This is a genomic window from Chromobacterium sp. FG89, assembly GCF_057808735.1.
Window position 1 is genome coordinate 100,129 of record NZ_JBMDIQ010000004.1, and the last position, 26,250, is coordinate 126,378.

24 protein-coding genes are annotated in these 26,250 nt (G+C 63.9%); 15 read left to right on the forward strand and 9 right to left on the reverse strand.

What is annotated here, in order from left to right:
• Positions 1–48 precede the first annotated feature (48 nt).
• Positions 49–474: a BLUF domain-containing protein gene (locus ACODRW_RS05370; RefSeq protein ID WP_107798585.1), complete on the reverse strand. Its 426-nt coding sequence runs from the start codon at positions 472–474 to the stop codon at positions 49–51.
• A gap of 144 nt (positions 475–618) precedes the next feature.
• On the reverse strand, positions 619–1,314 hold the full coding sequence (folE, locus tag ACODRW_RS05375; RefSeq protein ID WP_227107517.1) for a GTP cyclohydrolase I: 696 nt from the start codon (positions 1,312–1,314) through the stop codon (positions 619–621).
• A gap of 496 nt (positions 1,315–1,810) precedes the next feature.
• Between folE and ACODRW_RS05380 the strand changes: the two genes are divergently transcribed.
• The 11 genes from ACODRW_RS05380 (at position 1,811) to ACODRW_RS05430 (ending at position 15,905) form a co-directional block, all read left to right on the forward strand.
• Positions 1,811–3,724 (forward strand): thiamine pyrophosphate-binding protein, encoded by a 1,914-nt coding sequence (locus ACODRW_RS05380; RefSeq protein ID WP_488905309.1) that lies wholly within the window; start codon positions 1,811–1,813, stop codon positions 3,722–3,724.
• A 31-nt stretch (positions 3,725–3,755) separates the two neighbouring features.
• A complete protein-coding gene (locus tag ACODRW_RS05385) occupies positions 3,756–5,351 on the forward strand; it encodes a flavin monoamine oxidase family protein (protein ID WP_488905310.1) in 1,596 nt (531 codons plus the stop codon).
• Positions 5,352–5,620: 269 nt separating this feature from the next.
• Positions 5,621–7,273 (forward strand): ATP-binding cassette domain-containing protein, encoded by a 1,653-nt coding sequence (locus tag ACODRW_RS05390; protein WP_107798580.1) that lies wholly within the window; start codon positions 5,621–5,623, stop codon positions 7,271–7,273.
• Positions 7,274–7,601: 328 nt separating this feature from the next.
• A complete protein-coding gene (locus ACODRW_RS05395) occupies positions 7,602–8,051 on the forward strand; it encodes a hypothetical protein (RefSeq protein ID WP_107798579.1) in 450 nt (149 codons plus the stop codon).
• Between the two features lie 92 nt (positions 8,052–8,143).
• Positions 8,144–9,139: a radical SAM protein gene (locus ACODRW_RS05400; RefSeq protein WP_227107525.1), complete on the forward strand. Its 996-nt coding sequence runs from the start codon at positions 8,144–8,146 to the stop codon at positions 9,137–9,139.
• A 27-nt stretch (positions 9,140–9,166) separates the two neighbouring features.
• A complete protein-coding gene (locus ACODRW_RS05405; protein WP_227107527.1) occupies positions 9,167–10,669 on the forward strand; it encodes a radical SAM/SPASM domain-containing protein in 1,503 nt (500 codons plus the stop codon).
• On the forward strand, positions 10,666–11,562 hold the full coding sequence (locus ACODRW_RS05410) for a hypothetical protein (protein ID WP_107798576.1): 897 nt from the start codon (positions 10,666–10,668) through the stop codon (positions 11,560–11,562). Before ACODRW_RS05405 ends, ACODRW_RS05410 begins: the two co-directional genes overlap by 4 nt.
• A gap of 35 nt (positions 11,563–11,597) precedes the next feature.
• A complete protein-coding gene (locus ACODRW_RS05415) occupies positions 11,598–12,404 on the forward strand; it encodes a hypothetical protein (RefSeq protein ID WP_488905311.1) in 807 nt (268 codons plus the stop codon).
• Positions 12,388–13,539 carry an aKG-HExxH-type peptide beta-hydroxylase gene (locus tag ACODRW_RS05420; RefSeq protein WP_488905312.1) on the forward strand — a complete coding sequence of 384 codons (1,152 nt, stop codon included), beginning with the start codon at positions 12,388–12,390 and terminating at the stop codon, positions 13,537–13,539. Before ACODRW_RS05415 ends, ACODRW_RS05420 begins: the two co-directional genes overlap by 17 nt.
• A complete protein-coding gene (locus ACODRW_RS05425) occupies positions 13,536–14,771 on the forward strand; it encodes an aKG-HExxH-type peptide beta-hydroxylase (RefSeq protein WP_107798573.1) in 1,236 nt (411 codons plus the stop codon). Before ACODRW_RS05420 ends, ACODRW_RS05425 begins: the two co-directional genes overlap by 4 nt.
• Before the next feature lie 9 nt (positions 14,772–14,780).
• Positions 14,781–15,905, forward strand: a complete 1,125-nt coding sequence (locus ACODRW_RS05430) for a 2OG-Fe(II) oxygenase (protein ID WP_488905313.1) — start codon at positions 14,781–14,783, stop codon at positions 15,903–15,905.
• A gap of 30 nt (positions 15,906–15,935) precedes the next feature.
• On the opposite strand, the gene ACODRW_RS05435 is transcribed toward ACODRW_RS05430, so the two are convergent.
• Complete coding sequence (locus ACODRW_RS05435; protein ID WP_227107533.1) at positions 15,936–16,538, reverse strand: TetR/AcrR family transcriptional regulator; 603 nt, start codon at positions 16,536–16,538, stop codon at positions 15,936–15,938.
• Between the two features lie 112 nt (positions 16,539–16,650).
• On the opposite strand from ACODRW_RS05435, the gene ACODRW_RS05440 reads away from it, so the two are divergent.
• Genes ACODRW_RS05440 through ACODRW_RS05455 form a run of 4 tightly spaced genes read left to right on the forward strand, consistent with a single transcriptional unit; the run spans position 16,651 to position 19,746 of the window.
• Positions 16,651–17,706: a sugar phosphate isomerase/epimerase family protein gene (locus ACODRW_RS05440; protein WP_488905314.1), complete on the forward strand. Its 1,056-nt coding sequence runs from the start codon at positions 16,651–16,653 to the stop codon at positions 17,704–17,706.
• A gap of 31 nt (positions 17,707–17,737) precedes the next feature.
• A complete protein-coding gene (locus ACODRW_RS05445; RefSeq protein ID WP_253314092.1) occupies positions 17,738–18,616 on the forward strand; it encodes an alpha/beta hydrolase in 879 nt (292 codons plus the stop codon).
• Between the two features lies 1 nt (position 18,617).
• The gene (locus ACODRW_RS05450) at positions 18,618–19,559 is read left to right on the forward strand and encodes an alpha/beta hydrolase (protein WP_488905315.1); all 942 of its coding nucleotides are present in this window, start codon (positions 18,618–18,620) and stop codon (positions 19,557–19,559) included.
• A 7-nt stretch (positions 19,560–19,566) separates the two neighbouring features.
• Positions 19,567–19,746 (forward strand): hypothetical protein, encoded by a 180-nt coding sequence (locus ACODRW_RS05455; RefSeq protein ID WP_488905316.1) that lies wholly within the window; start codon positions 19,567–19,569, stop codon positions 19,744–19,746.
• A gap of 246 nt (positions 19,747–19,992) precedes the next feature.
• Here ACODRW_RS05455 and ACODRW_RS05460 read toward each other — a convergent pair whose 3' ends face one another.
• The 6 genes from ACODRW_RS05460 to ACODRW_RS05485 form a co-directional block, all read right to left on the reverse strand.
• Positions 19,993–20,610, reverse strand: a complete 618-nt coding sequence (locus ACODRW_RS05460) for a DUF1353 domain-containing protein (RefSeq protein ID WP_488905317.1) — start codon at positions 20,608–20,610, stop codon at positions 19,993–19,995.
• 60 nt (positions 20,611–20,670) lie between these two features.
• Positions 20,671–21,609, reverse strand: coding sequence for a hypothetical protein (locus ACODRW_RS05465; RefSeq protein WP_488905318.1), 939 nt, complete (start codon positions 21,607–21,609; stop codon positions 20,671–20,673).
• A gap of 271 nt (positions 21,610–21,880) precedes the next feature.
• Positions 21,881–22,558 (reverse strand): hypothetical protein, encoded by a 678-nt coding sequence (locus tag ACODRW_RS05470; protein ID WP_488905319.1) that lies wholly within the window; start codon positions 22,556–22,558, stop codon positions 21,881–21,883.
• 1,121 nt (positions 22,559–23,679) lie between these two features.
• The gene (locus tag ACODRW_RS05475) at positions 23,680–23,991 is read right to left on the reverse strand and encodes a hypothetical protein (RefSeq protein ID WP_488905320.1); all 312 of its coding nucleotides are present in this window, start codon (positions 23,989–23,991) and stop codon (positions 23,680–23,682) included.
• 1 nt (position 23,992) lies between these two features.
• Positions 23,993–25,336: an amidase gene (locus tag ACODRW_RS05480; RefSeq protein WP_488905321.1), complete on the reverse strand. Its 1,344-nt coding sequence runs from the start codon at positions 25,334–25,336 to the stop codon at positions 23,993–23,995.
• On the reverse strand, positions 25,333–25,608 hold the full coding sequence (locus ACODRW_RS05485) for a hypothetical protein (RefSeq protein ID WP_253314098.1): 276 nt from the start codon (positions 25,606–25,608) through the stop codon (positions 25,333–25,335). The genes ACODRW_RS05480 and ACODRW_RS05485 overlap by 4 nt, the downstream gene beginning before the upstream one ends.
• Positions 25,609–26,250 lie beyond the last annotated feature (642 nt).

The window sequence follows — 26,250 nt, forward strand, 5'->3', positions numbered from 1 at the left end:
AGATCGTAAACACATTCTGAGCGCGCGCAGCAGAGTGTAAACCGCTATTCAGTGGCGGATTTGGGTGCTGCCGGCCTCCGCCAGCGCCTCCAGCAATAGGGCGGTGCTGGCGCCGGGCAGGCTGAACGGGTCCAGGCGCGCCTGGGCGGAATAGCGCAGCAGCAGCGAGGCGTTGAGTTTTTCCATCATCACTTCCGCCATGCTCCAGTTGGCGAAGCGGCGTTGCTCCATTTCCTGGTAGTCCAGCAGCGTCAGGCATTGATGGCGCGGATCATGGGCCAGTTTCTGGTACAGCAGATTGACCTCGGCGCGGCCGCCTTCCAGCGATTGCACGAATACGTCCTTGCTGTAGCACAGCACCCCGGTGATGCCCTGGGCCGGATTGTATTTGCGCGCGGCGATCATGATGTCGTCCACCAGATCGCTGTCTATGGATTTGTGCGCGCGGCTGCAGTAGGTCAGGCGTACCAGCATGATGTGCCCCTTGGATGCGAAGAAGCCGCGCCAGACCGGCGCGGCCTCGTTTCATCTTAGTCGCTGCGCGCCGTCTTGCCGCTGACCTTAAAACCTGTTCAAGACCTTGTCCCGAGCTTGCCCGAGAGACGGTGAACGGGCTCTTTATTTATGCATCAGGGACAGGAATTCGCGGCGCAGATTGGCGTCGCTGAGGAAGGAACCGCGCATCACGCTATTGGTCATCTTGCTATTGCTGTCCTTGACTCCGCGCCAGTGCATGCAGAAGTGGTCGGCCTCCATCACGATGGCCAGGCCGTCCGGCTGCAGCTTCTTCATCAGCAGGTCCGCGATCTGGGACACCGCCTCTTCCTGGATTTGCGGCCGGGTCATCACCCAGTCTATCAGCCGCGCGTACTTGGACAGGCCGATCAGATTGGAATGTTCGTTGGGCATCACCCCCACCCAGACGCGGCCGATGATGGGGCACAGATGGTGGGAGCAGGCGCTGCGCACCGTGATCGGACCCACGATCATCAACTCGTTGAGCTTCTCCACATTGGGGAACTCGGTGCTGGCCGGCATCTGCACATAGCGGCCGCGGAAGACTTCCTTGATGAACATCTTGGCCACGCGCTTGGCGGTGTCCTGGGTGTTGTGGTCGTGCTCGGTGTCGATGACCAGGCTTTCCAGCACGGCTTTCAGTTTCTCCTGAACCTCGGATTGCAGCAGGTCCAACTCGCCGTCTTCGATGTGGGCGGCGATATTGTCGTTGGCGTGGAAACGGACGCCGGCTTGCTGCAGGCGGCTGCGGATGCGTTGTGAGACCGGCAGATGGTCAACGGTATTGGTCTTGTTCATTGTGTTGGCAGTCTCGGATGCTTATTTATCATTTTGGCGCCGCCATGGCCGGCGGCTCTATCCATTGCGCATGACTTGGGGCAGGGCAGGCGGTGGGCGCCTCCCTGAAAGGCGGCGTGCTTGGAGCCTGGCCGATGCGACAGGAACGCTCCATGTTAGCACAAGCAAACGAAGCGCATCCGCAGCCGATGCGCCTAGTAGAAACCCTTAGCCCGTCAGGGCTTGACGCGGGAAGCCCTTAATTTGGCGGGCATGCAAAGTCAATGCCGGCGGCTGGCCATACAGGATATTGCTGTCCTTTTGGACGGGGTTGGGCGCGTGGCGGCGCCTCTCGCCGCGCCGGCGCAAGCCTTGTTGGCCGGAAGCGGGCGCGCCGCGCGGCGCAGCGTCCGTCCGCATTGGCGTTTTCGACACAGAAATTATCCGGATTGAATTTCCTCCCGCCTGGATTACCACTCACATAAGAACGAAAACTTATGGAGAGAGGCGGGACGGAATGAATAGCCAACAGCAAAACAGCCGGCAGCGCTGGGCCCGGGACTATGTGTTCGACGCATTGAGCCAATTGGGCATCCATCGCATTTTCGGCGTGCCCGGCACCAATGAGATTCCCATCATCGACGGCACGTCCTACCCGGAAAACCAGGTGGAGTACATCGAGTGCCTGCACGAGAACATCGCCATGGGCGCGGCCATGGGCTCGGCGCGGATGACGGGCAAGCCCGGCGTGGTGGTGGTGCACGTCACCCCGGGCATCGCCCACGGCATCGGCAATCTGTTCAACGCCTGGCGCTCGCAGGCGCCGCTGGTGATTCTGTGTTGCCAGCAGCAGAACGAGCTGGTCACGCAGGAGCCGCTGCTGGCCTCCAATCTGGTGGACCTGGCGCGGCAATACACCAAGTGGGCGCATGAGGTGCGCACCGAGCAAGAATTGCCGATGGTGTTGCAGCGCGCCTTCAAGGAGGCGATGGCGCCGCCCAACGGGCCGGTGTTCGTCGCCATTCCCTGGGAGTTCACCATGCGGCGCATCGGCGACGGCGACCGCCTGCCGGGCATTACCCGGATCTCCCCGCATTTCATCGCCGACGCCGACGCCATCCGTCAGGCGGCCGTCATGCTGCGCGAGGCGGTCAACCCATTGATCGTGGTGGGCGACGCCGCCGGCTACGCCGAGGCCTGGCCGGAATTGCAGGCGCTGGCGGAGTTGATCGGCGCGCCGGTGTCGCTGCAAACCTTCAGCAGCCTGGCCAACTTCCCCAATGGCGATTACCACTGGCAGGGCGAACTGCCCGGCGGGCAAAAAGATCTGCAGCAAGTGTTCGCCGGCCACGACGTCGCCTTTTTATGCGGCTTCAGCAACCAGGCTCAGGTCACGGTGTTCAAGTACAGCGACGGCCCCTTGATCCCGCCCTCGGTGCGCCAGGTGTATCTGAGCAACAACAGCTGGGACATCGGCAAGAACTACTACGGCGAATGCGCGCTGTTCGGCGACATCAAGGCCACCTTGCCGCTGCTGAACCGGGAGATCGGCGAGCAGCCGTCGGCGGCCGCGCGGCAGCGCAATGAGCTGTTGCGGCAAAAAGCCGAAGCGCGGCGCTTGCAATGGGACGTCTATCTGCGCGAGGCGATGCAACAGCAGGAAATCTGGGCGGTGGTGATCGCCGACGCGCTGCGTCTGGAAATCAGCGAACGCCGGCTGGAAAAGCAGTTCGTCTACGTGCACGAAGCGGTGTCGGACCCGGCGCCGTTCCAGTACCTGCTGCCCTTCACCGAAGAGGCCGCGGCGCCCATCAGCTACTACTGCGTCGGCGGCGGCTCCTTGGGCTGGTCCATGCCCGCCACCCTGGGCATCAAGCTGGAAGCGCAAGGCTGCCAGGGCATAGACACCCGTTTCGTGGTGGCGGCCACCGGCGACGGCTCCTCCTTGTTCTATCCGCAAACCTGGTGGACCGCTCAGCATCGCCAGCTGGGGGTGCTCTACATCATCACCAACAACCACGAATACCACACCCTGCAAATGGGGCTGCAACAAGTGGAGGCGATGTACGGCGACGCGCCGGGCTACGGCTGGCAGGCGCGCTCCCAGGACCCGGAATACCTGCGCATCCACCGGCCCAAACCGGATTTCGTCGCCTTGGCCCAGGCTTTCGGCGGCATGGAGGGCGAGGTGGTGGTCCATCCCGAGGCGGTGCGCGCGGCGGTGCGGCGCGGGCTGGACCACGCGCTGGCCGGCCGCGCCTATGTGCTGGACATGCAGACCGTGGGCCTGGATCAGCCGCCGCCCACGCCGCAGCAGGCCAACGCCCGCTACCGCCATCAGCCGAGGCTGGATTGCTTCCATGTCCCGGACGGGGACGGCCAGCGCAATACGGACAACGGCCAGCCGGCCAATGTGCCGGTGATTTTCTGATCCCGGCTCCACATAGCGAGGACGAGCAAACATGGCTAGCGAAAACATAGACATCGCCATTGTCGGCGGCGGCGTGTCCGGCGTGTACAGCGCCTGGCGGCTGCAACAACACTATCCCCAGAGCAAGATCGCGGTGTTCGAGGCCAGCGATCACATCGGCGGACGTCTGCTGTCGGTGCGGCCGCCGGACATTCCGGACATGGTGGCGGAACTGGGCGGCATGCGCATCCTGCCGGAGGTGCAGCCGCTGATCTACGACCTGATTCAGGAATTGAATACGCTATTGCCGGCGCCGGAACAGATCGAGCTTTACCGCTTTCCGGTGGACGAGCCGCAAAACATCGCCTATCTGCGCGGCGTCTATCTGCGGCTGCAAGACTTCACCACCCAGCCGGACAAAGTGCCGTACCGACTCAACTTCCTGGACCGCGGCCAGACCGGCGGCGCCGTCATCATCGACGCCATCGAGCAGATTGTGCCCGGCATCACCAATAAATCGCTGACCGAGGAAGAGCGCCGGCAGATGGCGCAGAACGCCAGCTTCGGCGGCGTGCCGCTATACCAGCAAGGCTTCTGGAACGTGCTGTTCCGCGTGATCACCGGCGAAGCCTATCAATACGCCGAAGACACCGGCGGCTACGACACCACCTTGTGCAACTGGAACGCCGCCGACGCCATTCCCTGGTTTCTGTCGGACTTCGGCGTATCGGCCCAGTACATGGGCTTTTGCAACGGCTTTCAGCAAGTGCCGCTGGTGTTGGCGCAATTGTTCGAACAGGCCGGCGGCGAGGTGCGGCTGGAGGCCCCGGTCAGCGGCGTGACGCGCAGCGAGTCGGGCTTCCAGTTCCAGGCCCAGGGCCGGACGATATCCGCCAAAACGCTGATTCTGGCGATGCCGCGCCGCGCGCTGGAGCTCTTGTCCGCCACCAGCCCCTGGCTGCAGGAGGCCGCGCGCTTCCAGCAACTGGCCGCCAGCGTCACGCCGCGGCCGCTGTTCAAACTGTTCACCACCTACAACAGCCCCTGGTGGCTGAATACGGGTTACAGCACGGCCGACGGCGACTACGTGCCGGTCAAATCCGGCCGCTCCGTCACCGATTTGCCGGTGCGCCAGACCTATTACTGGCCGCGCAGCAACGGCCTGCCCGCCTTGCACGGTCACGCCATGTTGCTGGCCAGCTACGACGACGGCGACAACACCGGCTTTTGGGACGGTCTGCGCGGCCGCCGTCACAGCGCCTGGAAGAAGGGGTTGGAGGTGGCCGAGCTGGCGGACCCCTTCATCGGCGCGGACGACCAGGTGCGCGCCAAGGAACTGAGCTGGCATCGCTACAAGGCTCCGCGGATGATGACCGAGGAAGTCACCCGCCAACTGACGGTGATGCACAGCCTGTCCTACACGCCCAAAGTGCGCAACGCCGCCTTCCGCGACTGGGGCGACGACCCGTACGGCGGCGGCTGGAACAGCTGGAACATCGGGGTGAAAAGCTGGGAAGTGAAACTGCAGATCATCCAGCCGCTGGACGGCCAGCCGCTATACGTGTGCGGCGAAGCCTATTCCGACGCCCAGGGCTGGGTGGAGGGGGCTTTGCAGACCGCGGACATGATGTTGGCCAAGCTGGTCTGAGAACCTGTTTTTGGCCTGCCGCGCGTCGGCGGGACCATCAGACGGGAGGAGGAAGCGTTTCCGGGAGCGGGACAGGCAGGCCTGTCCCGCTTGGCGCGCGGCCCGGCGCGCGCTACCATGACTGTTTGCCGCCGCGCCGGCCCCTTGCGCGGCCCCATTCTTTCCCGAGGTCTTCGTCCGATGCGCCATTGATGCCGCCGTCCTCCTGGACGGCCACGTTCTCCGCCCCCTGCGCGCAGGGGAATGTTCGGCATCCTTTGGAAAGCTTCATGACGCCTATCCATCTCACTTTGGACGACGTGTCCTATCAACTGCCCGACGGCAGGATTCTGTTCAGTCATCTCAATATGGCGTTTCACGCTCAGCGCATCGGCCTGGTGGGCCGCAACGGCGTGGGCAAGACCGTGCTGGCGCGTTTGTTGGCCGGAGAACTGCGGCCCAGCGCCGGCCGCTGTCTGCGCGGCGGGACGACGCATTATCTGGCGCAGCGGGCCGGCGCGCCCCGGGGCGACACCGCCGCCGGCCTTGCCGGACTGCAAGGCGCGCTGGACGCGCTGGCGCGCATCGAAGCCGGCAGCGTCGACGCGCGGGATTTCGAACGGCTGGCCGAGCGCTGGGATCTGCGCCAACGCTTGGAGCGGGAATGGCGGCGTTTCGGCCTGGGTCATCTGCGCCCGGAAACGCCGGCCGACGCGCTCAGCGGCGGCGAAGCCGCGCGAGCGGCGCTGTGCGGGGCCATGCTGTCCGACGCCGACTTCCTGATCCTGGACGAACCCAGCAATCATCTGGACCGGAGCCAGCGGCAAGCGCTGATCGAACAACTGTCCCTCTGGCCGCGCGGCCTGCTGGTGATCAGCCACGACCGCCGCTTGCTGGCCGGCATGGAGCGCATCGTTGAACTGTCGCCGCAGGGCCTGGCCGGCTACGGCGGCGCTTACGATTTTTACGCCGAACACAAGGAGCGGGAACAGGCGAGAGCGCTGCAAACGCTGGAGCAGCGCAAACAGGAGCGCTTGCGCGGCCAGCGGGCGCTGCGCGAACAGCAGGAGCGGCAAGAGCGGCGGCAGGCCCGCGGCGAACGGCGCGGCCGCGAGGCCAACCAGGCCCGCATCCTGTTGGACCGACAGCAGCAGCGCAGCGAGGACAGCGCCGGCAAGCTGCGGCGGCAACAGGCCGCGGCGCGGGAAGCGCTGGACCAGGCGGTGCGCGAGGCCGCCCGGCGGGCGGAGGACGACGCGGCGGTCGTCGTGCACGCCTTGCCGCAGGGGCCGGCGCTGCCGCGCGTCGCCGTCGCGCTGGACGAGGTGGCGCTGCCGTTCGCGCCCGAGGCCACGCGCCGGATTCACCTCAGCCTGGGCGGCGGGCGCCGCATCGGCGTCGTCGGCGCCAACGGCTGCGGCAAGTCCACCTTGCTCAAGGTGTTGGCCGGACGATTGCGTCCGCTCGCCGGACAGGCGCGGGCGCCGGCCGCCTGCGCCTATCTGGCTCAGGATCTGGACGGACTGGACCCCGGGCGCGGCGCGATCGAGCAATTGCTGGCGGCCAATCCCGCGGCGGGGGAAAGCCGGCTGCGCATGTTGCTGGCTCAATTGGGCCTGGACGCCGAGCGGGCGACCCGGCCCTGCGGCCGGCTCAGCGGCGGGGAACGGCTGAAGGCGGCGCTGGCCTGCGCGCTCTACGCCGATCCGCCGCCGACGCTGCTGCTGCTGGACGAGCCCAGCAATCATCTGGATCTGCCGTCGCTGCAAGCGTTGGAGGCGATGTTGCGCGCTTACCGCGGCGGCCTGCTGGTGGTGTCGCACGACGACGCTTTTCTGGACGCGCTGGATCTGGACGGCTGGCTGACGGCGGACGAGGACGGCTGGCGGCTGCTGGACGGAAGGGAGCGGCCGGAGCGCGCCATCGATAAAAGTTCGTTTTAGGTAATTTAACGTACAGATATACTAAAAACGCATGAATATAGTTAAAGCGCTGACGAAAACCGTCGGCGCTTTTTCATTCCAGTGACACGCAGGCCGGCTGGATGACGAGGCGGATGGGCGAGGCATTTGGGTGGGTGCGGAGATTCCCCTGGGGCGCGGCGGCCGCTTTGCGGCTCAGCGGCAATAGCCCTTTGCCGGCAAGAAGCCGATTGGGAGCGCGGACCGCATATTGCCTCCAGTCGCAGCACGCGCCGCCGCTTTCCGCTCCATCCAGACGAGGGCGCCGCCAAGCAGGCCTCGGTCACAGAGCTCAAGCCAGGAGGACACCATGGCCCAACCGGAAGTGAACAAACTGCTGATGCGCGCGGTGAGCGATAACGATTTCCGCGTCAAGTTCTTGTCGGACCCCATCGCCGCGGCGAAGGACGCCGGCGCCAACAGCGCAACGGTCGCCGAATTGAAAAAGATCGACGTCGCGCGCTTGCGCGCCCAGTTCGACCACCTGACCCGGGTGTCCGGCGATTTGCTGGCCGGCTCGGTGGTGGCGGCCGGGCATAGCCGCGACTGGAGCGACCGCAGCAATATCCACGACAACGACGGCCATATCCACGACAAGGCGGCCAGCGTGTTTTCCCCGGGCGATCTGGTCACCAATCCGGCGGTGTCCACCACGCTGAACCCGGCGGCGGTGCGCGACGCGCTCAAGGACCCGCTGGTGCTCAAGGAAATTGAAAACAACCCCCAGATCAAGGCGGCCTTGAAACGCGGCGTCAAATAGCCCGCGCGGCGGAGCGGACCCCGGCGCGGCCAGCCGCGTCGGGACGGATTTCCTGGCGGCCCGCTTGCGGGCCTCTTCGTGGGGCGACGGCGATGATCATCCGGCTGACGGCTTCCTGCAACAATAAGTGCTTCTTCTGCATCGTGGACGACGAGATCGCCCAGCGCGCCTTCCGGCCGCTGGCGGAGATCGTGGCCGAGCTGGACCAGGCGGCGCCGGACGAGGAGGTGGACATCTTCGGCGGCGAGCCCACCATAGACCCGGTATTCTGGGAGGTGCTGCGCGAGGCCTTGAAAACCGGCCGCCGCGTCAGCCTGGCCTCCAATGTACGGCTGTTCTCCCACCGCCCGTCGGCGGAGCGGCTGGCGGCCATGGCCGACGGCCGGCTGGAAGTGCGCACCAGCCTGATGGGCCACAGCGCGGAATTGCACGACAAGCTCAACGGCGTACGGGAGGGCGCGTTCCGGCAAACCCTGCAAGGCATCCGCCGCCTCAGCGAACTGGGCTTCGACATCCAGACCAATATCGTGATCCTGGCGGAAAACGTGGAACACCTGCTCGCCACCGGCGTGACCGCGGTGGAGGCCGGCTCGTCGCGCCTCAAGTTCAGCGGCACCGTGCGCACCGGCAAATTCATCGACTCCATCGCCGATCCGGCGCTGGTGCGCGAACGGCTGCGCACCATCGTGCCGCTGTTCCGCGCGCTGGGCGTGCCGGTGACGCTGGAGAAACTGGCGCCCTGTCTGATACCGGATTTCCTCGATCTCTTGATCCGGGATTCCGATCCGGCGGTGGACACCCATCCCTGGTACGAGAAAACCCGCGCCTGCCGCGCCTGCCGGCTGGCCGACGCCTGTCCGGGCGCCGAGCGCGGCGCGCTGATCCGCCACGGCCGGGACTGGGTGCGGCCCCTGGCCGAGATCCCGGCGGAATTGATAGACGAGGTGCGCGTCGCCGCGCTGGAGCGTTATCAGCCGCGGCGCGACAAGCCCTTCTTGCGCGTGCTGTTCGATCACCAGGACCTGTCCTCGCTGGGCGTCATCGCCAGTTTTTCGCGCCAGCATCCGCAACTTTATCTGATCGCCTGAACCCGCCACCCGTTTGCGAGGCCCGCCATGAACCACGTCGTCACCCCGATCCGCCCGATTGAAGCGCGCGCGCCGCGCGCCGCGCCCGCCCAGCCGGACCGGGCCGGCATGGAGGACATCTTCGCCGACTTCCGGCTGCGCGACCGCTGGAAACCCAATTACCGCGCCCGGGACGTGGGCGACGGCGTCTTCCTGTCCAGCGACCAGGGCAGCTGGGCGCTGTTGAGCCGGGAGGAGTACCGCGCGCTGCGCAGCATCGCCCTGCCCGCGGCGCTGCACGATCTGCTGGAAGAGCGCGGCCTGATCCTCACCGCGCGCAACGCCGGCAGCGTGATGCGGGCCTATGAAGACTGGTCCGCCAATTATTTTCCCGGCACCGCCTTGCACATCATCGGCATGACGCGGCGCTGCAATCTGCGCTGCGCCTACTGCCACGCCGCCGTGGTGCGCGACAGCTCGGACCCGGCCCGCTACGACCTGGACGAAGCCACCGCCCGCGCCATCGTCGACTTCGCCTACCAATCGCCGTCCTCGCGCATCCATTTCGAATTCCAGGGCGGCGAAGCCACGCTCAACTTCGGCGCGGTGCGCTATCTGCACGCCTACGCGATGATCAAGAACCTGGCGCACAAGCGCGCCTTGTCCTTCTCCATCGTCAGCAACGGTGTGGAACTGCCGGACGAGGTGCTGGACTATCTGGCGGCCAGCCGCATCAATATCACCACCTCCATCGAGTTCGACGCCGCCGAACACCCGTCGCTGCGCGTGGATTGGGAAGGCCGCGGCCATTGGGACGATATCCGCCGCAACCGCGCCCGCATGCGCGAACGCGGCCTGGACGTGCCTTCGCTGATCGTGGTGGGGCGCAACAATCTGCACAAGCTGCGTGAATACGTCGATTTCGCGGTGGCGGAAGGACAGTCCTCCATCTTCTTCTCCCCGGTGCAGAAAATGGGTTTCGCCAAGGGGAAGTGGGACAGCGTGGGCATGGGGATGGACGAGTTCTTCGACGCCTGGCGCGACGCGCTGGACTACATCTTTTCGCTGTGGGACCAGGGCATCCTGCTGGAAGAACGCTATTTCTCGCTGGCGCTGGAAAAGCTGTTCAACAACCGCGACGTCAAATACGTGGACTTCCGCAACCCCAGCGGCATGGTCTTGGGCAATCTGGCCTACGATCATCTGGGCAATGTCTACGGCTGCGACGAAGGCCGCGGCCACGCCGATTTCCGCATCGGCAATGTGCACACCGACAGCTACGCCGACGCGGTCACCTCCGACAAGGCGCGCCAGCTGGTGTCCTACTCGCTGCGCGAGCACGACGCCTGCCAGGTGTGCGCCTACCGGCCTTATTGCGGCGTGTCCCCCATCGTCAGCAAGGGCGAGACCCACTCGCTGGACCCGCAGCCCTTGACCAGCTCCTGCTGTCAGCGCACCCGGCATCTGTTCGACTTCGTGGTGAAGCTGATGCGCGAGCGGCCGCAGCGCATCGACCAGGCGCTGACCATCATCCGGATGAGCACCCAATGAGCGCCCGGGACCGGATCGCCGGCGAACTGCAAGCCGGCGGAGAAGGCGCCCGCATCGCGGTGGAGGCGCTGGCGGTGCTGGCCGGCCTCAAGCCGCTGGCGCGCTTCACCGCCGGCCGCGACAGCGCCGCGCGGCTGTGCGCGCTGCTGGACGCCTGCGGCCTGCGCCACGGCCGATACGTGCCGCCGCCGGACGACTGGGGCTACCGCCACGCCACCGCGGAGGAACGCGCCGCCTTCAGCCGCAACGACGCGCGCGTCTATTACGCGCTGGACGCGGAGGCCCTGGAGCGGGGGCTGGACGCCCAGCGGCGGCAAGACAATGTGGCGCTGGGGCGGGCGCTGGGCTACCCGGCCTGCTGCATCGCCGCCAACGAATACTTCGGCGCCGCGCCGATGACGGATCTGCTGCGGGTGGCGCGCACTCCGGGCGGGCGCGACTGGCGGCTCAATGTCTTCCTGACCGAGATGGAAGTGGGGCGCGGTTCGCCGTATTACCTGATTTCCCACTTTCCCTGCCACTTGGGCTGCCGCGCCAGCGTCGACTACGCCGCGGCGCTGCTGGAGGTCCTGCGCGACGCCGCCCCGGCCTTCGCCGCGCAACTGGAGCGCCTGCTGCCGCTGCCGCTGCTGCTGCGCGACGAGGAAGAGCCGCCGGAGGCGCGGCGTTACGGCAATTTCGGCGCCCAGCTCTACGGCGGCGCCGTGGGCGACGCGGTGTTTTATCAGGGCTGGCGGCCGCTGCGTTCCAGCGACCGTCTGCCGGAGGCCCGGCTGGATCAGGGCGATTGCATTGCATGGCAGGAGGAGGACTTATGCGTGCTCAGCGCGCGGAACGGGCGCGAAGTGGCGAGACTGCCCACGGAACGCTGGCATCTGGTGGCGTTTCAATAAGGGCGTCCGCCTCGCCCGAACGCTTGCGCGCCGTCTTGCCGCAGCTGACCCAGGCGGCGCGGGTGGACCTGGCGCTGACCCTGGCCGGCGTCAAGCCGCTGGCGCGGGTGTCCTGCGCCTACCGCGAGGCGGAGTCGGTGATCGGCGCGCTGCGGCGGCTGGGCTTGCACGCCCGGCGCTGGGAGCGGGCTTTGCGGCCGGCGGTGGCGGACGCCGACGACTACGTGGTGTCCGCCGTGGCCAGCGACGAGACGGCCGCGTCGGACGCGCGCGCCTTCGTCTTCGCCGCCCGCGACGGCGAACTGGCGGAGCTGGCCGCGCGCTTCACCGACAACGACGTCATCGCCGGCCGCCTGCTGGGCTATCCGGATTGCTGCGTGCAAGCCTATCTGGCGCATCGCGATCATCATCACGCCCGCCTGGAGCCGGCTTTCGCCGGCGACGGCGGCGCGCAGCCCTACTGGACCAACACCATGCTGGACGTGTTCGGCTGGCATCTGCTCAGCCACTTTCCCTGCCGCGCCGACTGCGCGGCCAGCCGCGATCAGGCGATGCGCCATTGGGAGGCGCTGTGCCGGCTCGACCCCGGCTTCGGCCTGGCGACGGCGCGCCATCTGCGCAGCCTGGTGCTGCGTCATCCGCGGCTGGGGCTGGTTTACGGCCAGCCGCTGGCGGACGGCGGCTTGCGGCTGCTGGGCGGCTCCGCCGCCTTCCGCGCCGCGCTGGGCGGCGCCGAGCGGGTGAGCCGCCGGCCCGGCGGGCTGGCGATCGGCGATTTTGCCGTGAGCGGCCTGGAAGCTTTCGACTTCACCGCGGGCAGCGACGATGTCCACCCCGTTTGACGATCTCGCCGCCAGCGCCGCCTGCCCGGGCGATCCGGACGGGCTGGCGCTGCTGGAAAGCTGCGCGGCCCGGGCCTGGCGGCAAAGCCTGAGCGTTTTCCTAGAGCGCGTCGCGCCGGCCATCGCCTTGCCCGGCGGCGCGGCGCGGGCGCTGCGCGAGCTGGCAGAAGCGGAGCCGGATTTCGAACGGCTCTGGCACCCGGCGCTGGGCGCGCTGGCCCAGGCCGAGCGCCAGCCTCGCGCCGGCTTTCTGTTGGCCTGCGCCTTGGAAATCGCCTGGCACGCCCACCTGAGCGGGGTCGCCGGCGAATGGCGCGCGCGCTGGAGCCCGCCGCGCACCCTGGCGCTGCCGGATCGGATCGCCGACGTCCGCGCGATCAGCGTCGTCGCGGACGGGCGGACGCTGACGCTGAAGGCCGCCGGCGCGGACGGTTCGCGGCTGGCGCTGAGCGCCGCGGCGGCGCCATGGGGCGGGGCGGGCAGAAGCCCCGTTCTGGCCGCCTATCCGGTGCGCACCCCGGACGATCGCGAGCAGGCCGCCGGCGAGCCGGACGCGGCGGCCGGCCGGGCGCTGGCCGCCGGGCTGGCCTTGATCGAGCAGGGCGCGCCGGCCTACGGCCCCTGGGTGCGCCGCCTGGTGCGCCAGGTCCGGCCGCTGAGGCAAAGCGGCGGCCTGGTGTCCAGCTGGAGCAGCCTGCACTATCCGGGGCTGGTGTCGATGACGCTGTTCGCCTCGCCGCTGGACATGGCGGAAACCCTGGTTCACGAAGCCAGCCATCAGCACTTCCACTTGCTGGACCGGTTGTTCCCCTTGAGCGAGCGCGGGGCGGAAGAATGGCTGTACTCCCCGGTCAAGCGCTGTCGGCGTCCGGCCCTCATGCTGCTGCTGGCCTACCACGCCTTCGGCAATGTGGCGCTGTTTTTCGACGCCTTGCGCCGCAACGGCCGCTTGGCGGACGCCGACTGGCGTCATCACATGGCGGACTTGCGCGACTGGCTGCCGCGCATGGCCGCGGAACTGGAGCGGGCGCGCAGTCTGAGCCCGGCAGGGCGGCGCTTCCTGGACGCCTTGCAGTTGCCATTGCGGCCGCTGCTGAAGCCGGCGGCGAGCCCGATCGAGGAGATCGCGCGATGACCCCTGAAATCGCCCGCGCTTATTCCAGCCCCTTCGAAGCCTTCGACGAGGACTGGCACGCCGGCTGGACGCGGCAGCTGCGCGGCCGGCAGTTGAACGCCTTTCTCGAGCATTGGCGGCCCTTGCTGCAGCGCCACGCGCCCGGCATCGCCCCGGCCTTGTCGGAGATGGCCGCCGCCATGCTGTCCGCGGGCGACGCCGACGCGGCCGAGACCGCGCGGCTGACCGAGCTGGCCGCGCATCCGTTTTGCAATCTGCAAGCGCTGCGAGATGAAGAGGCCCGTCAGCCGGACCTGTTGCTGTCGCGCGCCCTGCAATGCGCGCTGCACTGGACCGCGCACCGGCCCGGCCGCGAATTCCACCTGCGGCTGTCCCGGCCGCTGGCGCTGGGCTTCGCCGGCTACGCGCTGCCGGCCGCCGTCGCCTACCGCGTCAGCGGCGACGCGCAAAGGCTGGAAATCCGGCTGGACACCGCCGCGCACACGCAGCGCGGCTGCGCTTTCGAGCGCGAGGGCGAGAGCTGGCGCAGCGTGACGGGACCAGCGCGCAAACTGCCGGCCGTCGCCCTGGGCGAGGCGGGGCCGGACATCGTGCTGCGGCCCTTGCCGCGCAGCCTGCTGAACCCGGACCCGGAGGTCGTCCCGGCCGGCCCGGGCTGCGCCGCCACCTTGAACCGGGCGATGACGCTGATCGCCTGTTATTCCCCGGCCTACCACCGCTGGATCGCCCGTCTGCTGCGCGTGGTGTCCCCGCTGCGGCTGGAACCGGGCAAGTTCAACAGCGAAAGCTATTCCATGCTCAACGGCGCGCTGTACATGACCATCCATCCGGACCCCTTGCGCTGCGCCGAAACCCTGGTGCATGAGGTCAGCCACGATTATCTGCACCAGCTCGCCGCCATGGGCGCGCTGAGCGATCCCTCGCTGGGCGAAACCTTCCATTCCCCGGCGCGCGGCGCGCAGCGGCCGACGCTGGGCATCCTCAAGGCCCACCACGCCTTCGTCAACGTGCTGATTTTCTACTACCGGCTGATCATGGCCGGCGTCGCGGTGCACAGCGAGCTGGCGCGCAATGTGTCGGAGCTGGAAGACTGGCGCGCCCAGATGGAAGAATCTCTGGCCCGGGCGCGGGCGCTGACCGCGCTGGGACAGGCTTTGTGGCGGCCGCTGGCGCTGAGGGCGGACCAGTTCCGCGCGCTGGCCGGCCGCGACGCCGCGGCACATTGCGCATAGGGGGCGATCATGTTGGAAAACGTGCTGTTCTTCGAGCAACCGTACCGCCACTTCCTCTGCTTCGACACCTTCGACGAGACGGTGGCCCAACAGGCGGACGCGGTGCTCAGAGGCCCGCTGCCCTGGGAGGAGCGGGTGGGGGATTTCTTCGTCACCTACCGGCTGGATCTGCGCCGGCTCTATCAGCTGCGGCCGGACGCGCCGGCCTTTGTGCGCGAGGAGTTTCTGGACGCCTTGCGCGAGCAGATGCAAATCCTGTTCGAGGTGCCGCTGTCCGCGGACGACATTCAGGTGCTGGGGCACCGCATGGTGCCGGGCCAGCGCATCGGCGTGCATAACGACAATCCCGGCCTGGGCTACGAAGGCTACCGCGTGGTGGTGCAATTCACCCGCGACCACCGGCCGGAAGACGGCGGCTTGCTCAATATCCACGCCGGCGACGAGCCGGAGGCCGTCTACCAGAGCATCCGGCCCTATCCCAATATGGCCTTCGGCTTTGAGATGAGCGCGCATTCCTATCACTCGGTGTCGGCGTTGACGCGACAGCCGCGCGACGCGCTGATCTTCAATTTCTGGCACCAGGGCAATACCCCGGCGGTGGAGCGCCGGGTGCGGCAAACCCTGGCGCAGCTGTTTCCGGACGCGGCGCTGGCCGCATCCGATCCCGGCGAGCGCGGCCTGCACCGCGACGGCGACGTTTCGGATGCGTCCGATTGGCCGGCGCCGAGCGCGGCGCAAGCGCTGTTGGCGGAGTGGGGGCTGGGCGGCGCGGCGCAGGCGGCCGGCCTGCTGCTGGCCGCCGCCCGTTCCGGCGCGCCGGAACCCGTCCGCGCGCCGGAAGTGAGCGCGGCCCTGGCGCGGCTGGGATTCGCGCCCGGCGCGCCGCTGCCGGCCAGCGAGGCCATACACGCCGCCGCCCAGGTCAACGTGGGCTTGAGCACCGACCCGGACACCCTGCGCGCCGCGCTGGTGCTGGCGGTGTGGGTGGCCAGCGCGCCCAGCCGCATGTTCACCCACGAGCATTGGCGCCGCTGCGCCGCCCAGGTTCGCCCCTGGGCGCACCGCTTGCCGATACGCGTGATGCACCTGGCCGAGACGCTGTTCCCGGAATGGCCTCAGACCGGCGCGGGATAGGAGGGCCCGGCCGACGCGCCGAGCGCCGGCTCAGGCCTTGACGGCCGCCGTCCAAAGCGGGGCCATGGCGACGCGCACCGAGGCCAAGAGCCGCTCGCGCGGCACGCCGTCGCGCGCCTGCACCGAGATGCCGTGCAATTGCGCGGCGTAGAAATCGCCCAGAGCGTCCGCATCAGCGTCCGGCCGCAGCTGGCCGTCGGCCACGCCGCGCCGCAGCCGCTCCGTCACCGATTGGGTGCGCTCTTGGCGCTGCGCGCGCAGCCATTCCTGCACGCCGTCGTTCTGTTCCGAGCAATTGGTGGCCGCCGACACCACCATGCAGCCCTGCGGTGCGTCATGCCGGGTGTAGAGCATGACCGCGTCGCGCAGCATCCGCTCGATGGCGGCGGCCACATCGCTCTCCTGGCGCAGCGCCAGATCGGCGAAGCCGCCGTCCCCGGCGGCGTAGCGCGCCACCGCCTCGCGGAACAAGCCCTCCTTGCTGCCGAAGGCCGCGTAGATCCGCGCCGAGGCGATGCCCAGCGCCGCAACCAGATCCGACATCGACGTGCCCTCGTAGCCGCGCCGCCAAAAGGCCAGCATCGCCTGTTGCAACGCCTGTTCCCGGTCAAACTCCCTAGGCCTGCCCGCCATCTTTCCGCCTCGCTCGATTGTTCTTGGGCGGAATTTTATCGCGCTCCGCCGTTGACGTGTAGCCTTGGCGTCGCCTATTATTTGTCGATCGACAAACAATTAAGGGCGACACATGAAAACACTCAAGGGACCCAGCCTGCACCTGGCTCAATTCGGCGCGGATCAAGCCCCGTTCAACAGCCTGGACGGCATCGCCGGCTGGGCGGCGCGCACCGGCTTCAAGGCCTTGCAGATTCCGGCCTGGGACAGCCGCTTCATCGATGTGGAGCGGGCCGCCGCCAGCCAGGACTATTGCGATGAAATCACCGGCACGCTGGCCGCGCACGGTTTGGAGATCAGCGAGCTGAGCACGCATATCTTCGGGCAACTGGTCGCCGTGCACCCGGCCTACGACGCGATGTGCGACAACTTCGCGCCGCCCGGCCTGCGCGGCAAGCCGGCGGAGCGCGCCGCCTGGGCGTTGGAGCGTCTGCGGATGGCGGCCCAGGCCTCGCGGCGGCTGGGCCTGAGCGAGATGGGCACGTTTTCCGGCTCCTTCGTCTGGCCGTATCTGTTCCCGTTTCCGCAACGGCCGGAAGGGCTGATTGAAACCGCCTTCGAAGAACTGGCGCGGCGCTGGCGGCCGATTCTCGACGTCTGCGACGAACACGGCGTCAATCTGTGCTACGAAATCCACCCCAGCGAAGACCTGCACGACGGCGCCAGCTTCGAACGCTTTTACGAGCTGGTGGACCGGCACGCGCGCTGCAAGATGCTGTTCGACCCCAGCCACCTGGTGTTGCAGCAACTGGACTACCTCGCCTTCCTGGACATCTATCACGAGCACATCCGCATGTTCCATGTGAAGGACGCCGAATTCCGGCCCAACGGCCGGCAAGGCATTTACGGCGGCTACAGCGGCTGGATGGAGCGCGCCGGGCGCTTCCGTTCCCTGGGCGACGGCCAGGTGGACTTCAAGGCGATCTTCTCCAAGCTGGCGCAATACGACTACGCAGGCTGGGCCACGCTGGAGTGGGAGTGCTGCCTCAAGAACCAGGAGGACGGCGCGCGCGAAGGCGTCGACTTCATCAACCGCCACATCATCCACGTGACCGAGCGCGTATTCGACGACTTCGCCGGCGCCGCGGTCGATCAGCAGCAGATCCGCGCGATGCTGGGCATCGCCTGACTTCCCATTCCCTTTTTCAGCGAGACTACAGATGTCGGCACTTCCCCTTATCGACACCGAACCCGATTTCATTCACGACTACGTGCGGCTGGACGGCCAGCGCGTCCATGTGGTCACCGCCGGAGGCGGCCGGCCGGTGCTGCTGATCCCCGGCTGGCCGCAAACCTGGTTCGCCTGGCGTCATGTGATGCGCGCCTTGGCCGCGCGCGGCTTCCAGGCCATCGCCGTGGATCCGCCGGGCACCGGCTTGTCCAGCCGGCCGGACAGCGGCTACGACACCGGCGCCGTCGCCGCCACATTGCACCGGGTGATGAGCCGGCTGGGCCATGAGCGTTACCAGGTGGTGGGCCACGATGTGGGCATGTGGCTGGCTTACGCGCTGGCCAGCGACCACCCCGGCGTGGTCAGCCGGCTGGCGCTGACCGAGGCGGTGATACCCGGGCTGGCGCCGGCGCCGTCGATTTTCGCGCCGCCGGAAGAAAACATCTTCCTGTGGCATTTCATGTTCAACCAGTTGGCCGACTTGCCGGAAACGCTGATCGCCGGGCGTGAGCGCGCCTACCTGGACTTCATGTTCCAGCGCTGGTCATGGCGGCGTAACCGGGTGGCGGCGGAGGTGTATATCGACGCTTACTCCTCGCCGGGCGGCCTGCGCGGCGGCTTCGCCTATTACCGGGCCATTCCCGAAACCATTCGTCAGAACCAGCGGCGCGCGCAAAGCAAGCTGGCCATGCCGGTGCTCGCCATCGGCGCCGAGCACGCCACCGGCAAGGCCCCGCTGGACACCATGCGCGGCCGGGCCGACGATTTGCGCGGCGTGGTGATTCCGGATTGCGGCCACTTCATCATGGAGGAGGCCGCTGAGGCGTTCATCGCCGAACTGCTGCCCTTCCTGGAAAGCGAGGACTGAGATGCCCTTGGATAGCAAGATCCAGCAGTGGCTGGAACAGGCGGCGGCGGGCGAGGCCGGCGCGCCCGTGGACATGGCGCGGCTGCGCGCCGACACCGACGCCGGGCTGCGTCAACAGCAGGGCCCGCTGGAAGACGTGGCGCGGGTGGAGGTGTTCCAAGTGAAGGCGCGGGACGGCTACCCGCTGCGGGTGATCGGCTATTGGCCCGAGGCCCGCGCGGCGGCGCAGCCGGCGCTGGTCTTCGCCCACGGCGGCGGCTGGTGCCTGGGCTCGGCCGAGGTCTACGACAATCCCTGCCGCGCGCTGGCCCAGGCCACCGGCTGCGTGGTCTTGTCCGTCGATTACCGGCTGGCGCCCGAGCACCGCTATCCGGTGCCGCTGCGCGATGTGTACGACGCCTTGTGCTGGGCGTTTGAAAACGCGCAAGCGCTCGGCCTGGATCCCAAGCGGCTGGGCGTGGCCGGGGACAGCGCCGGCGGCAACCTCGCCGCCGCGGCCTGCCTGCTGGCGCGCGATCACGGCGGCCCGCCCATCGCCCATCAACTGCTGATCTACCCGGCCTTGAGCCACAAGATGGACAGCGCCTCCTATCAGGCTTACGGCGACGGTTATTATCTGACGCGTGAGCTGATGCGCTTCTGCTACGCCAGCTATCTGTCCGCGGAGGCGGAGGGGGCGTCGCCCTATGTCTCGCCGCTGCTGGCGACCCGCCTGGACGGCTTGCCGAGCGCGACCATCCTGACCGCCGAGTTCGATCCCTTGCGCAGCGAGGCGGAGGACTACGCCGCGCGGCTGAACGCGGCAGGCGTCAAGGCGACGCTGCGGCAGCTGGACGGCATGGTCCATGGCTGCATCCATATGCTGGGGCTGACGCCGGCAGCAGGCGCGCTGTTCGACATCGCCGGCGGCGAGGTGAGGGCGGCCTTGGGTGCTGGCGGTTGACTTCGTTATGAGGCCACTGGACAGTGGCTATTACGATGTGGGGTCAGATGAGGGCAAGGCGACGCTGGCCAATGCCACCAAACACATCATCGACACGGAGGACGCGCGTATCCGGCGCGAGGGCATGGGCACGGCCTTGGCGGGGGCGTTGCAGGAAGGGGAGGGGGATGGCTTTTTGATGCGCTGAGAGGAGGTAGCCAGACAAGGGGGTGAGCCGTGAGAGTTTATGTAATTTCATCTTTGTTATCATACCCATACCCATTCTTCTTGAATGTTTATTTGCGCGGGCGGGACTTGAATGGGAGTGGTCAGTTGAGAATGATGCTCAACTGTTGGCCAGGCGCAGCCTTTCACCTGTCCTGTAAAACAGACATTAGATTGGCTGCGTCACTTCGAAACTAGTATCGGGAACCACTTAATCAATAATACTTTTTCATATGCTGGAGCAGCAATCGGGATGTCGTTTCCAGTCGGACCACTTGATTGTTGGGTCTTCAGGAAATTTGATCAGCAGGCGCCTTTCCCCGCTCTTTTTTAACTTGGCATTGTTTGACCAAGCAATTTTCCCTCCAGAGCGAACGGCTAAGTAAATCGCTTGAGCTACATGCTGAGGAACTTGCATGTCGTTCATTCCATAGAAAAGTATTTTATCTGCTGTTTCCCTAGATTGTTTTTGGGTCCAGTACAAATAGTCGTGAATGATGGCAGGGAAGGTATAAACCCCATCAGGTGGTAAGAGCGACCAGAATACGCGGGGAATGCTTGCTAAGTCCGTTACAAAGCCAGCTGGTACCACTACGGAAGGGGCTTCTTGTCCTAGGCCTGGGGACCAGCGGATTTCTTTGTCGAGCCAGTAGGTTCGGTCCCGGAATCTTCCCATATGCAAAGCACCCGAGACGGAGCCGGGAGCATGTTGGAGAGACCGCAGCCAACGATCTGCTGCTTCAGGATCCGCATATGGCTTTTCGGCAAGAAGTCTTAGTGGTAGAGCTCCAATTAGAAGGCCTGCCCCCACTTGGAGTGCCTTACGACGAGAGTATATGGTTTTCATGTTGCCTCCTACATTAGGGTGTAAATATGCGTTACATTACCGTAACTGCTGACGCCCCCTTTAGTGAATCTCAAGATTATCGATAATAGCCTGTTTAGACTCACGCATAAGGTTGCGGATATATTCCCTGCTGGCATTTTCTACTGAAGAACATGCTCCTAGACCGAGTGTCATTATCGAAAAGCTGCCAAAATCAGCTTTTACACTTTCCTCTCCATCCAACGCAAAGATGAGTGTGCCAATTGCACCCCTCCCATTTCGTGTACATGGAATGCCGGACATCTTTGTCAGTATGAGGATGTTTGGCCTCCAAGTTTTTATGATTTTACGAGCGCCAAACGAAATTCCTTTTTGCAACGATTCTGTTATCTCCTCTCGGGTCTGTCCGGTATATTGTATTAATTTTTCATCGCTCATTTCATTGAAGCCCTCAGTGTCAAATCTTGAGGCAACAATTTTTGAAAGCTCATCGGGCAGAGATGGCGTCTTGGGTAGTGCGAAGGCACGTGGAGCTCTTTCTATACGAATGTCAAAGAAAGCAAGATAGATACTTATTCCTTGGTGCTTGATTTTATTTAAAAATTGATTGGCAAAATCAGATGAAGTGTCTATTCGTAATCTCCAGTTTCCGATCGAGGTGCGTGTAGCCAACTTTGTAATTTTTCCATTAGAAAAAGTAACGTATTCGATAGCCTCTGGACCATAATCAGATACTTTCGGAGAGGTTCGCGCAAAGCCATGGCTCACTAGCGAAGCGGCAGGCTTGGTTGCACCGAACTGAACATTGAAACCAAAATCGTGCTTGGCTATTGGCATAAGTATTGTTGGAAAGGTTGTGTCAACAACCCTTGATGCATCACCGTTCGAACCTGGGCATCTCTTGGCCTCCTCAAGGTAGTTAGCGATACGAGAGGAGTACTTGGACACATAATTTGCCTTATAGTCAGAAAGTAGTGAACCTGCTGCAGGTCGGAAGCATGCTATAGTCTGTGCTCCCATGTTGGATGCCTGAATGCACCTGAAATCTGAGAGGGAAGTGAGCGGTGGGTGCTTCAGGATGCAGAGCTTTGAGTCATTGCCAGCGGCAAAGTCGCGTATAATTCGCTCAGTGATGTCCGTCGCGGTTCGACAGCTAGCGGCCGGTCGTTTCAAGCTGTTAAGCATTGTAGTAATATCATCACAGGCATTTAACCGGACTAGTTCTAATTCAGTAGCCATCAATGTATTTGTACTTGTAAGTGCTAAGACGGCCAAAAAAAAGTGAAATGCTCTAGCGGGATAAGAGTGGGTAATCATTGAGATACCAATAGTTTAATGCTTCTGCAATTGTCAGCTCTGGATAAGGATATTGGCGGTTGGCGCCGCGCCGGAATGCCACTGTTCGATTGTCTGGCGTTCCATGATCGTCGCGTTCCAATTTGTATGATCCCACTAAATGCAAGCTGGTCTCGAAGTCGTTGGTGGTTAGTCGATGTAAAGAAAGATTGAATGCGAGGCCTGCAAGGAAGTCGGCTCCAAGTTCAATACGACGTGAATTATCCTCTGGATTAAGTGCTTCAAGGCCACCTGCATAACGCATCTGTAGTACGTGGCCTAATTCGTGGACTATCGGTGCAAGATAGTTAGACTTCACATTGCTGGGATATCGCACCACAAATCGCTTGCCGTCATCGACCCCATCTGGCATCGCAGAGAATCGCCCACCTGGGCAGGCCTTGAACACGACCGAACTTCGGGGAATATTGAGCGTACGCATAACAGCCAAAACATCTGGGTTTGAGCCAATGCGCTTGATATCACCGACACAAGGCTCTATGGGCGTTTTCTCTCCTCCTTGGGTGGTTGTGCCATAGAGGCAATTCGGAGCCATGTCGTCGGCTGTTGTTAGTTGCATTGTCAGCAAGAGGACAGGCACTCCCAGTGCAGTGTGTAGGGTAATGTATTTCATGATCTGGAGTGTCTTATCAATGGGGCTGTATGGTTGTTAACTGCATACTCCTTGCCAAGCGTACCCACCAGAGGGACATAATTGTGGGCACATGCGTGGCACCGCGTAGCCACTTCTGCAGGTTTGATTTGGCTCATGGTATTGTGGATTAATAGGTCCCCAGCACCCGCAAGGGGCTAGCGGTGTGCCGGCGCTCAGACCCTGATTCTGCCGAAGTCTGGTATTTGGTGCGTTCCCTTGTTCTCTATGCAGTGCTGGGCCAGACTCATCTTTATCATCTTCCTCATAGTCTTCCTCAAGGATGCTCCTTACCTTTTCAACCTCTATGTCACAGGCTCTAGAGATGGCTGTAACAGTTCTCCCCTGTTGCGAAAAACGCTTGACCTTACTGTCCGTACAGGCTGCGGATGCTGCAATCGGGATGCAAGCTAAGGTCGCCATGGCAATGAGCAGGATAAAATAATTTGCTTGCCTCCGGGTACGTGTAACTGGCTTCATTTTGCTTACCTCTTCATGAGTAAAGGTACTAGTGCAACTGAAATACTTTGATTGTGAATTAGTTGTCTCAACTTAACCTATGGGCCACTAGTCGAATCTATGTTTAGAATTCAAGGGTAAAATGGATTAAGTAGTGTTCTTGGTAGAGGTGATGTAATTAGAATGGTAGGTGATTTTATATAAATCAAGCTCTGATCGTGTGTGGCTGTTCAGAATATGAATTTTTGTTGTTTTTGTTAGGATTTATTAAAAAATATGACCAATTTTTAAAATAACAAAATTAGTATAAATTCATAGTAAAAATACCTATTGAACACGCAAAATTTCATTGATTCGTTGAAATTTTAACGCAAGGTTTTGAATGGTAAAATTTTGTTGAAAAATGAATTATTTTTCAATGGGTTTGACTGGTAGGTGTCATGAATTATTTATGCTGGATACGGCGGACTTAGGAGGTATGAACGACTCACTATAGATTGGAAAAATCGATATAGTGGGTGGGCTAGGTATTATGATGTAGCTGGAAGTGCCAATCAGCACACTTCCGAAAATGGTGAGGCGCTACCAAGCTTTGGCGCATAAAACAACCAAGGAGCGCTGGGCGCTCCCTGGCGATGGCCCGGCTACACCAGGCGGTTGATGCGGCTTAGGCCGTGGCTCAAGCGCTGTTGCACCGGCTCCAGCAGCGCCACCGCTTCATCGCTGCTGAACAGCAGCGGTTCATCGCGCCGTTGCAGCAGGGTCAGGATGGCTTGCAAGCCGATATGGGCGGCACGCAGTTCCATCAAGCCCTGCAGCAGACAGGCATCCATTTCCGCGCACTGCTGGGCCAGTTGCTGGCCCAGATGGGACAGCGCGGTTTGATCCGGCTGGGCGTCCATCAAGTTTTGATTCAGCTGCTTCAATTGCTCCATCACGGGTATTGGGCCATCCATATCATTCTCCTTCCGGCTGCGCCAGCGTGGCTTCAATACCGGCCGCCAATTTCAGAATATGGGTGTCGCGGCCGTGCAGCCCGCAGACGCTCAGGCCGATTTGGGGGGATAGGGGCAGGCTGACGGCGCAGCCGTCCAGCAGATTGACGACGGCGCTATTGCGCTGCACCAGGCGATTCAAGCGGGTATAGGCGTCATCGTTCTCCAGCTGAGCCAGCGTGGGCGGCAGGATCGCCACAGTGGGTATGAGCCAGGCGTCGGCCATGGAGAGCCGTTGCGCGGCGACGGCTTGCAGCGTGCGGCGTTGCTCAAGCAGGTCTTGATAATCCACGGCGCTCTGATTTGCCCCTTGCCGGATGAGTTGGGCAATGCGCGGATCAATGTGGCGGCAGTCTGCCTCTTCCAGCCGCGCATGGTGCCAGCGCCAAGCTTCGGCTGCGATTTGCCCGCCCTGAGCGTTCATTTCAGCAATCTGCCTGAGTTCGGGAAAGTCGAAGCGAATGATGCGGGCACCGGCTTTGGACAAGCGCGTCAGCGCCTTGTCGAACGCTTGGGCCACCTCGGGGTCCAGTTGCTCCGCGAGATAGTCCTCGGTGACATAGAGCTGGCATCTTTTGATTCCCGGGGGCTGGCTGTTGCGGATATGGGTGGGCATCCAGCCTCCGCTGAGCACGGCGCTCAGGACTGAGCAACAAGAGACCGAACGCGCCAACATTCCTACGGAGTCCAGCGAGGGCGATAAGGACAGGCAGCCTTGCAGCGGCATCTGTTTTGCCGTGGCCTTGAAGCCGACCAGGCCGCAGAAGGCGGCGGGAATGCGCGCGGAGCCGCTGCTGTCTGACACCAGCGCGGCCGCGCTCATGCCCAGGGCCACGCTGACCGCCGCGCCGGAACTGGAGCCGCCCGCCACGCGCGTTGGATCGCCGGGGTTCAGCGGGGTGCCGTAGTGAGGGTTCAGGCCCAGGCTGGAGTAAGAGAACTCGCTCATATTGGTGCGCGCCAGCAGTACCGCTCCGGCTGCGCGCAGGGTTGCGACCACGGCTGCGTCCTGGCTGGCGGGCGGGTTGGATTTCAGCACCACGGAGCCGGCGCAAGTGACTTGGCCTTGAACGTCGAAACCATCGCTGATGACGAGGGGAAGGCCGGCCAGCGGGGTGGGGTAGAGCCGGGCGGCGTCAAGTTGCCGGGCAACGGCCAGGGCGGTTTTGGCGTTGACTTGGGTAAAAGCCGCGCCGCCGGCTTGCTGATGGCAGGCAATGGCGTGGAGCGCCTGTTTCGTCAGCGCCACGCTGCTGGTGTTGCCCAGCAGCAAATCCCTATGCAAATGCATCAAGCTGGGTTTCATGTCGTCCCCCATGCCAGATACTCGCTTTGGGCCGCGGTGTTGATCTGCTGCAACTGGGCAGCGTAGTGGTCCAGTACGTCGACGGAGAGGCGAGCTAATAGATGTTGATGGGAGGGGGGAGTGGTTTGGGCTTGGATCGCGGCCAAGGTGGCGCGCAATTGGGAGAGGCAGTTCAAGGCCAGCGCGCAAGCGTCCAGGGTTTGGGACAGCAGGCGCAGTTGTTCCTGGTGAATGGTGGGGGGCGGTTTGGCGAGAGTCGAGGGAGAGGTCATTGCGGTCTCCAAGTCAGCGTTGGAAACCTGTCCGGCGAGACTTGGACAGGCGCGTGACAAGGTTGGAAGACCGGTATCCTAGATCAAAGACCGGTAGTTCACGAGGAACTCCCTGCCACGGCCTGTCCGAATGGGCACAGCGTGGCAGCAGACGTAGTTGTGCCAAAGCTGACACAAACGAGTCTGCGATCTAGGATTTTTGGGCTTCCAAACCCTGCGCGGCGTTATTGGGCGCTGCGCGACACAAAGGGTACTGAGGCGGGGTTGGGGCGTCAAGCTGATGGCGGGACGGATTGTTTTTGTTGGGACTAATGGATTGGGGAACGACAGGGGTTGGCCGTTTAAGGTTGGGGCGCAGGCGTCAAATTTAGTGGGTTCTGTGGGGCAAGTTGTAGAAGTTCAGACTTGATCTGGCAGCCTTCTGTTTTGACGGCGCCCGATTGTCAGTTCAAATCAGAACTTTTACAGATGAGCGCTTTCATCGCCTGTGCCCGGCCAGCGGCCAGTTCCGCGTCGGCTTTGAACAGCTTGATCAGAGCATTGTCATTTATTGTTGTGCTCAAGCTAGGCGCATCTCTTGCTTCGCTGGACCCTGCGCGCCTGGCCCGGGCTGCCGCCCTTCCACCTGCGGTTTGCGGGCGG